Origin of the sequence: Cellulomonas soli, from assembly GCF_052036975.1 — a bacterium.
GTDB classification, from domain to species: Bacteria; Actinomycetota; Actinomycetes; order Actinomycetales; family Cellulomonadaceae; genus Cellulomonas; species Cellulomonas soli_A.
On the sequence record NZ_JBQIAR010000016.1, the window covers coordinates 66,958 to 80,283 of the forward strand.

At 73.8% G+C, this 13,326-nt stretch carries 16 protein-coding genes; 4 read left to right on the top strand and 12 right to left on the bottom strand.

Annotated features, from left to right (window positions below; translation table 11 throughout):
* Positions 1 to 3: 3 nt before the first annotated feature.
* Positions 4 to 2,853: an MMPL family transporter gene (locus ACTHAM_RS15340; RefSeq protein WP_440688996.1), complete on the bottom strand. Its 2,850-nt coding sequence runs from the start codon at positions 2,851 to 2,853 to the stop codon at positions 4 to 6.
* A 203-nt stretch (positions 2,854 to 3,056) separates the two neighbouring features.
* Here ACTHAM_RS15340 and ACTHAM_RS15345 point away from each other — a divergent pair, with 203 nt between their 5' ends.
* On the top strand, positions 3,057 to 3,767 hold the full coding sequence (locus ACTHAM_RS15345; RefSeq protein WP_440688998.1) for a TetR/AcrR family transcriptional regulator: 711 nt from the start codon (positions 3,057 to 3,059) through the stop codon (positions 3,765 to 3,767).
* 32 nt (positions 3,768 to 3,799) lie between these two features.
* Here ACTHAM_RS15345 and ACTHAM_RS15350 read toward each other — a convergent pair whose 3' ends face one another.
* Together ACTHAM_RS15350 and ACTHAM_RS15355 are read right to left on the bottom strand one after the other, a co-directional pair.
* Positions 3,800 to 4,207: a YchJ family protein gene (locus ACTHAM_RS15350; RefSeq protein ID WP_440689000.1), complete on the bottom strand. Its 408-nt coding sequence runs from the start codon at positions 4,205 to 4,207 to the stop codon at positions 3,800 to 3,802.
* Entirely contained in the window at positions 4,204 to 4,974 is a 771-nt protein-coding gene (locus ACTHAM_RS15355; RefSeq protein WP_440689002.1) for a carbon-nitrogen hydrolase family protein, read from the bottom strand. Before ACTHAM_RS15355 ends, ACTHAM_RS15350 begins: the two co-directional genes overlap by 4 nt.
* A 47-nt stretch (positions 4,975 to 5,021) precedes the next feature.
* Here ACTHAM_RS15355 and ACTHAM_RS15360 point away from each other — a divergent pair, with 47 nt between their 5' ends.
* Positions 5,022 to 5,441, top strand: coding sequence for an MmcQ/YjbR family DNA-binding protein (locus ACTHAM_RS15360; protein ID WP_440689004.1), 420 nt, complete (start codon positions 5,022 to 5,024; stop codon positions 5,439 to 5,441).
* A 10-nt stretch (positions 5,442 to 5,451) separates the two neighbouring features.
* On the opposite strand, the gene ACTHAM_RS15365 is transcribed toward ACTHAM_RS15360, so the two are convergent.
* Positions 5,452 to 5,898 carry a hypothetical protein gene (locus tag ACTHAM_RS15365; protein WP_440689006.1) on the bottom strand — a complete coding sequence of 149 codons (447 nt, stop codon included), beginning with the start codon at positions 5,896 to 5,898 and terminating at the stop codon, positions 5,452 to 5,454.
* 175 nt (positions 5,899 to 6,073) lie between these two features.
* Here ACTHAM_RS15365 and ACTHAM_RS15370 point away from each other — a divergent pair, with 175 nt between their 5' ends.
* Entirely contained in the window at positions 6,074 to 7,207 is a 1,134-nt protein-coding gene (locus ACTHAM_RS15370; RefSeq protein WP_440689008.1) for a class I SAM-dependent methyltransferase, read from the top strand.
* A 2-nt stretch (positions 7,208 to 7,209) separates the two neighbouring features.
* Here the strand turns inward: ACTHAM_RS15370 and ACTHAM_RS15375 are convergent, their stop codons facing one another.
* The 7 genes from ACTHAM_RS15375 to ACTHAM_RS15405 all read right to left on the bottom strand — a co-directional run bounded on the left by ACTHAM_RS15375 (position 7,210) and on the right by ACTHAM_RS15405 (position 11,856).
* The gene (locus tag ACTHAM_RS15375) at positions 7,210 to 7,725 is read right to left on the bottom strand and encodes a methyltransferase family protein (RefSeq protein ID WP_440689010.1); all 516 of its coding nucleotides are present in this window, start codon (positions 7,723 to 7,725) and stop codon (positions 7,210 to 7,212) included.
* Positions 7,722 to 7,910: a hypothetical protein gene (locus ACTHAM_RS15380; protein WP_440689012.1), complete on the bottom strand. Its 189-nt coding sequence runs from the start codon at positions 7,908 to 7,910 to the stop codon at positions 7,722 to 7,724. The genes ACTHAM_RS15375 and ACTHAM_RS15380 overlap by 4 nt, the downstream gene beginning before the upstream one ends.
* 285 nt (positions 7,911 to 8,195) lie before the next feature.
* A complete protein-coding gene (locus ACTHAM_RS15385) occupies positions 8,196 to 8,780 on the bottom strand; it encodes a hypothetical protein (RefSeq protein WP_440689014.1) in 585 nt (194 codons plus the stop codon).
* Between the two features lie 118 nt (positions 8,781 to 8,898).
* Complete coding sequence (locus ACTHAM_RS15390; RefSeq protein WP_440689016.1) at positions 8,899 to 9,756, bottom strand: hypothetical protein; 858 nt, start codon at positions 9,754 to 9,756, stop codon at positions 8,899 to 8,901.
* Positions 9,753 to 10,301: an RNA polymerase sigma factor gene (locus ACTHAM_RS15395; RefSeq protein ID WP_440689018.1), complete on the bottom strand. Its 549-nt coding sequence runs from the start codon at positions 10,299 to 10,301 to the stop codon at positions 9,753 to 9,755. The genes ACTHAM_RS15390 and ACTHAM_RS15395 overlap by 4 nt, the downstream gene beginning before the upstream one ends.
* Positions 10,302 to 10,370: 69 nt before the next feature.
* Entirely contained in the window at positions 10,371 to 11,468 is a 1,098-nt protein-coding gene (locus ACTHAM_RS15400; RefSeq protein WP_440689020.1) for a fatty acid desaturase family protein, read from the bottom strand.
* A gap of 37 nt (positions 11,469 to 11,505) precedes the next feature.
* Positions 11,506 to 11,856 (bottom strand): lipopolysaccharide assembly protein LapA domain-containing protein, encoded by a 351-nt coding sequence (locus tag ACTHAM_RS15405; RefSeq protein WP_440689022.1) that lies wholly within the window; start codon positions 11,854 to 11,856, stop codon positions 11,506 to 11,508.
* A 253-nt stretch (positions 11,857 to 12,109) separates the two neighbouring features.
* On the opposite strand from ACTHAM_RS15405, the gene tehA reads away from it, so the two are divergent.
* A complete protein-coding gene (tehA, locus tag ACTHAM_RS15410) occupies positions 12,110 to 13,108 on the top strand; it encodes a dicarboxylate transporter/tellurite-resistance protein TehA (protein WP_440689024.1) in 999 nt (332 codons plus the stop codon).
* On the opposite strand, the gene ACTHAM_RS15415 is transcribed toward tehA, so the two are convergent.
* Positions 13,068 to 13,292: a PLDc N-terminal domain-containing protein gene (locus ACTHAM_RS15415; RefSeq protein WP_440689027.1), complete on the bottom strand. Its 225-nt coding sequence runs from the start codon at positions 13,290 to 13,292 to the stop codon at positions 13,068 to 13,070. The genes tehA and ACTHAM_RS15415 overlap by 41 nt on opposite strands.
* Between the last annotated feature and the right edge of the window lie 34 nt (positions 13,293 to 13,326).

Here is a 13,326-nt window from a genome sequence, read left to right on the forward strand (position 1 = left end):
GGATCAGAGCGCCTTCGCGAGGTCGGTGCGGTCGACGAGGACGACGTCGGTCGGGCGGACGTCGGCGGGCAGCAGGCCCGCGAGGCCGTCGGGTGCCAGGCAGCTGACGACGAGGGTGAGGGGGCGGTCGGCAGCTGCGGCATCGACCCGTGCGGCGTCGAGCACCCGTGCCACGTCCTGCCGCTGCGCCGGATCGGCGACGGTGTCGAGGTCGTCGATGACGACGATCGGCGCGGTCGTGGCGAACGCCTCGTGCAGCACGCCGACGGGGTCGAGCGCCCGGGCGAGGGGGGCGACGGCGACCCGTCCCCGGATGGCAGGTGCCCGTTCGGGGGCGACGAACCCGGCGACCTTGAGCGTCCCGGAGTCGGCGTGGGCGCGTCCGGCGAGCGTGAGCAGCAGCGCGGTGCGTCCGCTGCGGTGCGGCCCGGCGACCACGAGCACCCCACCTTCGGGCACCCGGAACGACACGTCGGCGTACAGCGGGTGCCCGTCGGGGGCGTCGAGCCGCAGCCCGTCGGCGGCCAGGGCGTCGGTGGCTCCGGGTTCGGGCCAGTCGGCCAGCGTGATCTCGCGCGCGAGGCTCTCGCCCTCGACGTCGAACGAGGGCAGCAGACGGTCGAGCCAGCGCGGCATGTGCCAGGCCCGGTCGCCGAGCAGGTGCAGCACGGCGGGCACGAGCGTCATGCGGACGATGAACGCGTCGACGGCGACGCCGACGGCCAGGCCGAGCGCGATGGGTTTGATGTTCACGTCGCCCTCGGGCACGAAGGCCACGAACACGGAGAACATGATGATCGCGGCGGCCGTGACGACCTTGGCCGACGAGACGAACCCGGTGGTCACGGCGCGGCGCGCGTCGCCGCCGTGCACGTAGTCCTCACGCATCCGGGAGACGAGGAACACCTCGTAGTCCATGGCGAGGCCGAACAGCACACCCATGAGCACGATCGGCATGAAGCTGATCACCGGTCCGAGCCGGTCGACGCCGAGCGCGTCGGCGCCGTAGCCCTGCTCGAAGACGAGCGCGATGACGCCGAACGCGGCACCGACGGACAGCAGGTAGCCGACGGTCGCCTTGAGCGGCACCCACAGCGACCGGAACACCATCGTGAGCAGCACGAACGAGAGCCCGACGACGAAGATCGCGAACGGCAGCAGGGCCGCGCCGAGCAGCGTCGAGATGTCGATGCCGACGGCCGTCATACCCGTGACGGCGATGTCGACGCCGTACTTCTCCCGGAACTCGTCGTGCCGGTCGCGGATGTCCTGCACGAGCTGCTTGGTCTCGGGCGAGTCGGGTCCCCCCTCGGGGATGACCTGCACGATGCCGGTGTCGGCGTTCTGGTTGGGCGTGGCCAGCGGCACGGCGGCGACGCCGTCCATCGGCTCGATCTCCGACTGCAGGTCCGCCATGAGCCCGAGGGGGTCGGTGGAGCCGACGATCGTCGTGGTGACGATGAGCGGTCCGTTGTAGCCGGGGCCGAAGTGCTCGGCGAGCAGGTCGTAGGTGACGCGGGCGGCCGACCCTTCGGGCTGGGAGCCGGCGTCGGGCAGCGCGAGGCGCAGGTCGCGGGCGGGCAGCGTGAGGGCACCGAGCCCGAGGACGACGAGCAGGATCGTCACGACGGGCCAGCGGGTGACCGCACGCACCCAGCCGAGGAAGAAGCGGTTGTGCCCCTCGGGCGCGACGACGGGGTCGTGCCGGTGGTCGACGGGCGCAGCTCCCGCCGCGGTGCCTGGCGACGCCTCGGTGGCCGCTGCGGATCCCGCGGCCTTGTGGGCGGCGGCCCGCTGCGCCCGTCGGGCGGCCTTGCGGTCGCGGCGGTACCCCGGTCGCAGCCGGTCGCCCGCGAAGCCCAGCAGCGCGGGCGTGAGGGTGAGCGCGATGATCACGGCGACGCCGACCCCGACCGCGGCGGCGACGCCCATGACGGTGAGGAACGGGATGCGCGCGACGGCCAGGCCGACCAGCGCGATCATCACGGTGAGCCCGGCGAACACGACCGCGGAGCCTGCGGTGGCCAACGACCGGGCGGTCGACTCCTCGGGGTCCATGCCGGCCCGCAGCTGGCCCTGGTGCCGGGAGATGATGAACAGCGCGTAGTCGATGCCGACGGCCAGGCCGAGCATGAGCGCGAGCAGCGGGGTCGTGGAGGAGATCGTCGCGAACGCGGTGGCGAGGTAGATCGCGGACATGGACAGTGCGACGCCCAGCAGCGCGGTGAGCAGCGGCATCCCCGCGGCCAGGAACGAGCCGAACGTGATGATGAGGACGACGAGCGCGATGAGCACGCCGAGGCCTTCGGTGATGCTCACGGTCGGCACCTGATTGCCGTAGAGGTCGCCTCCGAGCGAGACCTGGGAGCCGTCGGGCAGCTCGCCCTCGAGCGTGTCGGTGATCGCGGAGACCGAGTCGAGCAGCTCGGTGCTGACGGTGTTGCTCTGCCCGTCGACCTGGATGGTGACGACCAGGGCCTGGCCGTCGTCGGAGATGGTGCCGGTGACAGTGTCGCCGTAGGGGTCGGTGACCGCGGAGACGCCGTCGACCTGGCCGTAGGCGGTGACGGCGGTCTCGACCGGGGTCTGCACGGCGTCCTCGCGCACGTCCTGCCCGTCGGGGGCCACCACGACCAGGCTCGCCGAGGTGCCGCTGACCTGGGGGAACGTGCGGCTGAGCTGGGCGAGCGCCTCGCCGGACTCGGTGCCGGGGATGGAGAACGTGTTGTCGGTGCCCTGGTTGAACAGCGCGGCACCGGCCCCCACGACGACGAGCACGACGATCCACAGGGCGGCGACCCTGCGCCTGGCACGGAACACCGCACGGCCGAGGCGGTAGAGCACGGAGGACACGGTTGCTCCCGGTGTGAGGAAGGCGGGGCCGCACGGCGACCCCCTGTTCGATACGCCGTCGTATCCGATACGGGAACGTATCCGATACATTCGTGCATCGGCAACTAGACTGACGGTGCCGACGCGACAGCACGCGGGGCGGGACGAGCAGGGGGCGGGTCACGCGACCGAGGAGCCTCCGTCAGAGGATCGAGGTGCAGGACATGACCGGCCACGACGACGCCGGCACCGGCGACCCTGCCGGTTCCCCTGCCACTCCCCCTGCTGCTTCCCCCGTCGCGCCCCCCGAGTCGGCACGCCGCCGACGCACGCGCGAACGCCTACTCGATGCAGCGTACGAGGTCTTCGCCGAGCAGGGCGTCCATGCGGCCACCGTCGAGCAGGTCTGCGAACGCGCCGGGTTCACCCGCGGCGCGTTCTACTCGAACTTCTCCACCAAGGAAGAGCTGTTCTTCGCGCTCATGGAACGCGAGCACACGCTGCGCCTGTCCAGCCTCGACGAGCAGGTCGACGCGCTGCGACCCCAGCTCGAGGCCGCCGTGCAACCCCTCGACGAACCGACCATCGGCTCGCTCGTCCTGGCCCTCATGCGCGGCCCGTTCGACAACCGGCAGTGGTGCCTGGTCACCGGAGAGTTCGCCCTGCTGGCCATGCGTGACCCGGCCGTCTCCACCGAGTTCCTCACCTACCGCGACCGGTTCCGGGCCTCCCTGGTGCCGATCGTGCACCGCGCCCTGGACCGCGCCGGCCGCGAGTTCGTGCTCGACACCCAGCAGGCGCTGCAGATGATCACGGCGATCTACGACGACGCGCTGCGCAGCGCCGTCCTCGCCGGACAGGACGCCGACGACGAGATCCTCAGCGGGACGCTCGCCCGCGCCGTGCTCGTCCTCACCCGCCCGATCGACACCTGACCCGGCGTCGGGCACCGGGGCAGGGACCCGCGTCAGGCCTGCACGCCCCCGTCCACGTACAGCCACCGACCACCCTCGCGGACGAACCGGCTGAGCTCGTGCAGCCGGCCGCGCCCGTCCGCCGTGCGGTACGCGGCGACGAACTCGACCGTGCCGACCTGGTCCCACGGCCCCCCGGCCGTCGTGCCCAGGATCGTCAGCCGCCGCCACTCGACGTCGTCGTCGAGGTCGAGGTCACCCGGGCGCGTCGAGGGGTGCCAGGTGGCGAGCAGGTAGGTAGCGTCCCCGACCGCGAACGCGCTGTACCGCGAGCGCATGAGAGCCTCCGCCGTCGCGGCGGGGCGCGACCCGTCCAGCGCGGGGCCGCAGCAGGCGGACCACGGGTCGCCCGACCCGCACGGGCACGGGTCGGCAGACCCGGGGGGCGCCATGGCGGTCATGCGCGGACCGCGCGGTCCCGGGCCTGGTAGGCGCGCACCTCGTCGAGGTCGAGCTCCACGACGAGCGTCTGCGCGGCGGTGTCCGCTCGGGCCAGCACGGAACCGTCGGGGTGCCACACGGCGCTCGCCCCGCACGAGGTGGCCCCGGGCCGGTCGCCGACGGTGTTGGCGGCTGCGACGACCATGCGGTGGTCCATCGCCCTGGCGGCACCGTGCACGTCGAACCGGCGCTCGTCGCCCGCGTCGTACACGACGCCCGCAACGTACAGGTCGGTGCCGCGCTCGGCCGCGGCGGCCGCGTGCGCCGGGGTCGCCAGGTCGAAGCAGATCGCGGCGGCGACGCGCCAGCCGTCCAGGTCGAACGGCGCGGACGCGGGCTGCGCGTCGAACACGGCGTGCTCGGCGCCGTGCAGGTGCGTCTTGCCGTGCACGTGCAGGCCGCCGTCGGGCTCGACACGGACGGCCGCGAGCACCCTCTGCGACCCGACGCGCACGGGGGCTCCGACCAGCGCCGTCACCCCCGTGTCGGCGCACACCGCCCGCAGCGGGTCGAGCCGCGGGTCGTCCGGGTGCAGCCACGCACCGGCCCCTGCGTCGGAGGTGAGGAAGGCCAGGTCGTACCCCGTGAGGGACAGCTCCGGGAAGAGCGCCAGCCGCACCCCCTGCTCGGCGGCCCCGCGGACCGCGGCCACGTGGTGGGCGACCGCGGCGGGGACGTCACCCCAGGTCGGAGCGTGCTGGACGACGGCGATCGTGAGCGTGCGCACCCGCGCAGGCTAGTGCGCCTGTGGGTGGCCCCGAGCATGATGTCCGGGTGCACCCCACCCAGCGTGACGCCGCCGACTGGTGCCATCGCACCTGCCTGGCCCTGCCCGGTGCCACGCAGGACAACCCGTTCGGGCCGCAGACCGACGTGTTCCGGGTGCACGGCAAGGTGTTCGCCCTGCTCATGCACGTGCCGCACGTGAGCGAGCACCTGATCGTCAACCTCAAGGCCGAACCCGACGAGGTGCCGCTGCTCGTCGCCGAGCACGACGGTGTGCTGCCCGGGTACCACATGAACAAGAAGCACTGGGTGAGCGTGGTGCTCGCCCCCGGCGGCGACCGTGCCCTCGCAGCCGAGCTCGTCGAGGACTCCTACGACAACGTGGTCAGCGGGCTGCCGCTCCGGTTGCGGTCCACGCTGCGCTCGCTGGGTCCGGGCAACCCCACCCGCACCGTCACCGGCGGCTGAGCGGCCGGGCTCACGGCTGGGTGCGCGAGCCGAACAGCGCGCGGAAGAACCGCACGACCTCGACCAGCACCGCGATCGCCGTCCCGACCACCGACACGACGAGCACCACCCGCACCACCGGCTCCCACGGGAACGTCGAGCCGGTGAAGTCGAACGGGAACACCTGCAGCAGCCGCAACGAGGCGAGCAGCGAGATGACGTCCACGCCCGCCTGCGTCAACGCCTTGAACGCCGGACCGTCGTGCACCAGGTACAGCAGGTTGACCACGGCCCCCGCCACCAGCGAGGCGTCGATCAGCGGCAGCACCTCGGTGAGCTCGTCCGTCAGGAACGGCAGCACCTGCCACCCCGGGACCACGTGAATGCCGACCAGCAGCAGCACGTTCACCAGCAGCGCCACGGCGTACCCGGCACGCCGGCCCGCGCCCGAGCGGCGGCGATCGTCCTTCGAGGTCATCGACCCCTCCTGAGGTGCGGATGCGTACGACGGGACCAGCATCCTCGGGTGCCCGGGCGGTGGCGAACCGTCCCGGAGGAGCTCCGCCGCCCGCCGGCCGGTCAGGGCGGACGGGTACTCTCGGGCGCCAGGTGTCGATGTCCGACCCGGGCGGACAGACGACTGGGAGCATCACATGGCCGACTTCACCTTCGAGGCGCTGCGCCGCTACCCCGACGTCGAGGCGCCCAACCTGGTGGCCGTCGACGCCTCCGACCGGCTGATCCTCGACGAGGCCGCCGCGGCGATCTCCTCCGCCCCCACCGGCACCGTGGTCGTCATCGGCGACCGGTACGGCGCCCTGACGCTCGGCGCGATCGCCCTGCACGGGGCGGGTGCCGTGCGCACGCACCAGGACGCGTTGACCGGCGAGCAGGCGCTGGCCGCCAACGCCGAACGCTGCGACCTGACCGGCACGTTCACCTCGCACCCGCTCGACTCGACGCTGCTGTCCGGTGCGCGGGTGGTCCTGCTGCAGCTGCCGCGGTCGTTGGACGCCCTCGACGAGATCGCCGCCCTGGTCGCCGAGCACGCCGACCCGCACGTGGTGGTCGTCGCCGGGGGCCGGGTCAAGCACATGTCGATCGCGATGAACGAGGTGCTGGGCCGCCACCTGGCCACCGTCGAGGCGCGGCTCGCCCGGCAGAAGTCACGCGTGCTGGTCGCCACTGGCCCGCGCCCGGCCGGCGAACGCCCCACGAGCACCTGGCCGGCGTCCGAGCACCACGCCGACCTGGGCCTGACGGTCTGCGCGCACGGCTCGGCATTCGCCGGCACCCGCATCGACCTGGGCACCCGGTTCCTGCTCGGCTCGCTCGACGCGATGGCGCCGCGGGCTGCCCGCGCCGTCGACCTGGGCTGCGGCACCGGGGTGGTCGCCGCGGCGCTCACCCTCGCCCGGCCGACGCTGCACGTGGTCGCGACCGACGACTCCGCCGCAGCCGTCGCCTCCGCCCTGGCCACCGCCCGGGCCAACGGGGTGGCCGACCGCGTCGAGGTGGTGCGGGACGACGCCGCCTCCACGCTGCCCGACTCCTCGGTGGACCTGGTGGTGCTCAACCCGCCGTTCCACGTGGGGGCGTCCGTGCACACGGGCGTCGCGCACAAGCTGTTCGCCGCCGCCGCCCGCGTGCTGCGACCCGGCGGCGAGCTGTGGACCGTGTGGAACTCGCACCTGCTGTACCGGCCCGCCCTGGAGCGGACCGTCGGCCCGACCCGCCAGGCAGCCAGGAACAGCAAGTTCACGGTGACGGTCTCCACCAAGGCCTGACGTCAGCCGCGGCGACCCCGCGGCCGACCTTCACGGCGCGACACCAGCCCCGGCACGAGTCCCGGCACGAACCGGGGCGTGCGGGCGGCGTACGCGCGGTACCCGGCGAAGGCACGCGTCAGCCGCGTCTCCTCCCACCGGGCCTTGACCTGCAGCAGCACCACGAGACCGGCGAACACGACCAGGCGCGGCACGCTGCCCGACACCACCGTGAACGCGCCCGTCGTGAGCAGCAGCCCGCTGTAGATGGGGTGCCGCACCGCTCGGTACAGGCCGCCCGTGCGCAGCACCGCATGCCGGTTCGGCAACGGCACCGCCGTCAGCCCGCGGCCCAGCGCCGTGCCGGCCAGCACCATGACGACCAGCCCGACCGCCACCGCGACCATGCACACCACCCGGAGCCACCCGGGCACCGGCCACGCGTCCCCGCCCGGCAGCAGCACCCACCCGACGAGGAGCACCCCCTGCGCGGCGACGAGCAGCCGCGCGGTGCGTACCTCCGACGGCGACGGGCTCACCGGCCCATGATGCCCTGACCCACGCCCCTGCTGGTGGGGCGGCGCTCGCCGGCGATCCTCCGTGCCTCGCAGACCGACACCCGCACCTCGGACCCGGCCTCCCCCGCCGGCGACGGACCACCGGTCGGCTCGTCCACCAGGCCGTGCAACCCGGTGAGCACGGTCGTCAGGACAGCAGCGTTCACGTCGGACCCCTCCCGAGTGGCAGACCGCGCTCGACCTGCCCCGACCAGTCGGTGCGGCCCATGCGCCGCACTCACCTCGGTCATCGCCCCGCGCGCGCCCACGGGTACGCGCAGGGCGGGTGAAACCGGGTCAGGTGCCGCCCACCACGGCACCCCGGACGCGGACGCACCCGACGCGGACCGGCCTGCTGGGACGAAGAAGGCCCGCGGTCCGGTCGGCACCGGACCACGGGCCTCAAGAGCAGCAGGGCCGCCCGTCGAGCTACCTGAAGGGAGGCAGCACGTCTACTTGTCGCGGCCCGGGGCGGCCGCACCGTTGCCCCGGGACACGACCTCGGCGGCACCCGCGTCAGGTGCCTCGACCGGGGGCTCGACCTCGGGGGCGTCCTCGGCGGGCACGTCCGCCTCCGAGGTCGGCTCGGCCGTCGGCACGGGTGCGGCCGTCTGCTCGCCGCCGGAGTGCCGCAGGGCCGCGCGCTCGCGGGCGGCCGCGGAGATCTCCTGGCCGTCCACACCGCCGTCGCGGGCGTCCTGGGAGACCCACGCGCCGAAGGTCTCGGCGTCCTGCCACGACGTGGTGGGGTCGCCCGACGGCGCGACGGTGGGCGCGCCCGTCGGCTCGGTCGCTGTGTCGGTCGGCGCCGCGGAGGCCTCCGCCGTGGCCTCGGCAGTCGACTCGCTGCTCGGCGAGACGGTCGCAGCCGGGGCGACCTGGACGTCCTGCGGGCCGGTCAGCTCCTCGATCACCACAGGTGTGCCGGCGGCCGCGCCGACGGCACCGGCGGCGACGGCCAGACCCACGCCGGCCTTGGCGGCGACGTGCAGGCCGGCGAACTTGGCCAGGACGGTCGTCAGTGCGGTCACGCTCATGGAACACCTCCTCGTCGGGGCCGGAGACGCCCCACGGGTGCTGCCCGAGCGCCGCACCCGGTGTGGTCATCGCCGGGCCCCCGCCCAGGGGTACGGCCGGGGGTGGACGAGTTGCGGACTACTTCTGGGCGGCGGCCGCGGAGCGCCCCGGTGCGCCGGGCTCAGCGGTCGGCTGCCCGGGCGCTGCGGCCTCGTCGCCCTGGTTCCCCGTCCCCGATCCCCGGGCGGGGTCCGCGGGGACGGCAGGGGTCGCCGGCGTCGCCTGCGACCCCTCTCCGGGCGTCGCGGGGACGGCTCGGGTGGCCGGACCGGCCGGGTTCGCGGGGTCGGCGGGAGCTGCCGACCCCGCGGACGACGAGTGCTGCTCGCCGCTCTGCGACCGCTGCGAGCCGGGCGCCCGCTCGGTGCCGGTACCGCCGGTCGCGCCGCCGTCGGACGGTGCGGTGGTGGCACCCGGGTCGGGCTCCACCGCCTGACCACCCTGGTCACCGGGTTCCGTCGGAGACCCGCCAGGTGCACCGGTCGACGGAGCAGGGGCGGGCGCCGCACCGGGGTCGAGCCCGAGCAGGTCCAGCACACCGGAGACCACGGTCGAGGCGGGTACCTGGACCACGTCGGGCACGGCGTCCACCGCGGCGGCACCACCGACGGCGGCGAAGGCCACCCCGGCTCCCAGCGCGAGCTTGGCGGTCAGCCCCAGGCCGAGCACCCAGCGCACGACCCGCCGCCGCAGGACCGCGACCCGCTCCGCCCGTGACGGTACGGGCACCGGCGCGGCCGCCGCGGTCAGCCCGTCGCGCAGGACGGCCTGCAACGCCGGGTTCGGGCGTGGCAGAGGGCTGGTCGCGGGGTCGACGGACGCGCGCAGGGCTGCGACGAGGTCGACGAGGGCCGGGTCCTCGCCGCTCGGGCGACCCGCAAGAAGGCGCTCGTCCATCCGTGCCTGCACGTCCAGGTCATCGTCGAGAGGGCTCACAGGGGTACGCCCTCCGACTCGAGCTGTCGTCGCAGGCTGGCCAGCCCCCGACGTTGCAGGGCCTTGACCGCCCCTGCGCGCCGGCCCACGACCTCCGCCACCTCGTCCACCGTGAGGTCCGCGACGATGCGCAGCACCAGGACCTCCCGCTGCTCCTCGGTGAGCGTGGCCAGCAGCGCGAGCGCGCGCTGCGTGCCCAGGCCGGCGAGCGCGTCGGTCTCGGCGCTGACCGTGGTGCGGGTGTCGTCCGCCGCCTCGTAGGGCACCTGCGTCGGGGTCCGCCCGCCTCGTCGCCAGCCGTCGACCACGCGGCGGTGCGCGATCGTGAACACCCACGAGCGGAACTGCGCCTGGTCGCCGGTGAACCGACCCAGACCGGTGAACACGGCGAGGAACACGTCGCTGGTGACGTCCTCGACCTCGGGCACGCCCTTGGCGCGCAGGTACGCCGCGACGGGGCGTGCGAGGTCCTGGTAGATCAACGTGAACGCGTCACCCGACCCGGCGCGCGCCCGCGCGAGCACCTGGTCGAAGTGGTCGAGCACGCCCGTCAGGATGCCTGAGGGCCGGCCCGCGATGAAGACGTGCGGAGGGTGAGTCCGGTTCTGGGGGCCTCAGACGCGCAGCTGCGCGGTGACCGGGCAGGCCCACACGTCGGTGCCCCCGCGGCCGACCTGGTTGATGTGGCTGGTCACGGCCCGGTAGGCCTGAGCGAGGGTCGTCGAGGTGTACCGCACGCCGATCTCCTCGCAGTGCGCCCGGACCAGCGGGGCCACCCGGCGCAGGTGCGGGCGCGCCATCGAGGGGAACAGGTGGTGCTCGACCTGGAAGTTCAGGCCACCCATGAGCGTGTCGACCCAGCGACCGCCGGAGATGTTGCGGCTCATGAGCACCTGGCGGCGCAGGAAGTCGACCTTGATGCCTCGCGGCACCACGGGCATCCCGATGTGGTTGGGCGCGAAGGCCAGCCCCATGGTCAGCCCGAAGACCGCCAGCTGCACGCCGATGAACGCGACGGCCTTGCCAGGGGGCAGCACCAGGAACACGAGCACGACGTAGCTGACGAGCCGGACGAGGATGAACGTCAGCTCCACGCCGCGCCGCTTGACCGGACGGCGGCCCAGCACCCGCCGCAGGCCCTGCACGTGCAGGTTGAGGCCTTCGAGCAGCAGCAGGGGGTAGAAGAACCAGCCCTGCCGCGCGGTCAGCCACCGGGTCACCGGGGTGCGGCGCGCCTCGACGGCCTCCGGGGTGAACGCGACGATCCCCGGGTCGATGTCGGGGTCGGTGCCGATCATGTTGGGGGCGGCGTGGTGCTTGGTGTGCTTGTGCTGCCACCAGCCCAGGCCCATGCCGGCGTACAGGTTGACCACGACGAGCGAGACCCACTCGTTCCAGCCGCCGGAGACGAAGATCTGCCGGTGGGCGGCATCGTGGCCGAGGAACGCGATCTGGGTCATGAGCACGGCGAGCACGGCCGCGGTGACCAGCTGCCACCACGTGTCGCCGATCAGCACGAACGCGACGGCCAGGGCCAGGCCCGCAGCGGTCAGACCGATCAGCTTCGTCCAGTAGTACCCGTAGGCGCGACGCATGTACCCGGCCTGCTGCACGCGCTGCGTCAGGGCCGTGAAGTCGCTGACGTACTGCTCGCGCCGTGGCGCGGTGCGTGTGGCGCTGACCTGCGGTGAGGTCGGATCGGTCGCCGTCATCGTCGTCCCACTTCCTTGCCGGCCCCGGTGGGGCGGTTCATCGGCGCGGGAGGCGCCCGGGCATCGTGATCGTGCGCTCCTCCGCCAGACGGCGGCGTAGCTGCGCGGTCCGGAGGGACCCGATGACAGACGCGACGATACCCACTCCCACGGCCACACCGAGGAAAAGGAGGGACAGCGGGACGGAACCGGTCCACGCCAGGAACGTGACATCGACCGGCTCGGGGTTCTGCAGCACGAGCACGACCAGGGCAACCACCAGTGCGATGACCAGCCCGGCGGCGAGCAGGATCCCGAACCAGGCGCCCGCCGACCGTCTGCTGTCGAGGCGTTCCCCCGTGCGCAACGAGGCGGACGACATGAGCGGCATCGCGACGGCGGGGGCCATGGAGGCCGTCCTGGGATCTCGTGCACCGCCCGCTGCACGGCGTGACGGCGGGGTGGGTTGGACGGGCATGGTGCCCTCCGGTGCTGGATCCGGGCCACCACCTCGTGCGGGAGGTCGCGGAGCCGGGCTTCCTCGAGACTACTCCGGCCCGGTGCGGGCCGGGCCGGCCGGCGGCCGCGTGCACCGGGCCACCCCCGCTACGGTCGTCCCGACGACGTCGGCGCGGCGTCGGGACGACGGAGGACCGGGACTGATGAGGACGCTGCAGCGGGTGCCCGTGGGGTTCTTCGGCATGGTGCTCGGGGTGTTCGGCCTCGGCTCGGCCTGGCGGTACGCCGGGACCATCGGCCTGGTGCCCCACTGGGTGGGCGAGGTCGGGGTGCTGGCCGGCTGCGCGGTGTGGCTCGTGCTGGCGCTCATCTACGCCTACCGGTTCCTCACCGCCCGCGAGCGCGTGCTCGCCGAGTGGCGCGACGCCGGGCAGTTCGCGTTCATCAGCCTGCTGCCCGCCGGGGCGGTGCTGGTCTCGGCGGGTGTGCGCCCGTACGTGCCCGTGGTGTCCGGGGTGCTGCTCGTCGGCGGGATCCTCGGGCAGCTGACGTTCTCCGCGGTGCGGTGCGCGCCGCTGTGGCGGGGCACGCAGCCGCTCGACGCGACCACCCCTGGCTTCTACCTGCCGACGGTCGCCGCGAACTTCATCTGCGCGATCGCCCTCGGCCCGGCGGGGCACCCCGAGCTCGGGTACATGTTCTTCGGTGCCGGTCTGATCTCGTGGTTGACGCTCGAGCCGCTCGTGACGCACCGGCTGCGCACGGGCCCGGAGATGCCCCCGAAGGCGCGGGCCGTGATCGGCGTGCAGCTGGCTCCGCCGTTCGTCGCCTGCTATGCGTACCTGTCGGTGAACGGCGGTCGGTTCGACGCGTTCGCGCTGGTGCTGTTCGGGTACGGCCTGCTGCAGCTGGTGCTGCTCGCCCGGCTCGTCCCGTGGTTCTTCCAGGGCGGGTTCAGCCCCGGCTTGTGGGCGTTCTCGTTCGGGCTGGCGGCGATGGCGAACACCGCGCTGCGGCTCGACCACGCGACGAGCACGACCGGGCTGCAGGTGCTCGCCGTCGCGCTCGTGGCCGCGTCCACGGCGCTGCTGCTGGCGCTGGTGGTGCAGACGATCGTGCTGGCGGTCCGCGGCAGGCTCCTGCCGCCCGACGCGCCGGCCGTCACGCGGCCGGTCGACGCCCCTTCAGGAAGTACGCGATAGGCCCCACCCAGTTGACGAGCAGCGCGAGCCCCCACGCGAGCTTCGGTCCGTCGATCTCGTCGGCGGGGCGCCGCGCGAGGTCCCGGAAGGCCGCCCCGGCGAGCGCGACCTGCGCGGCCGACATCACCACGATCCCGACCTTGCGGCCTGCGCCGAGGTCCTTCCACTGCCGGTGGTTCCCCATCGTCCCCTCCTGCGTCGTCGGTGCGGGCGGTCGC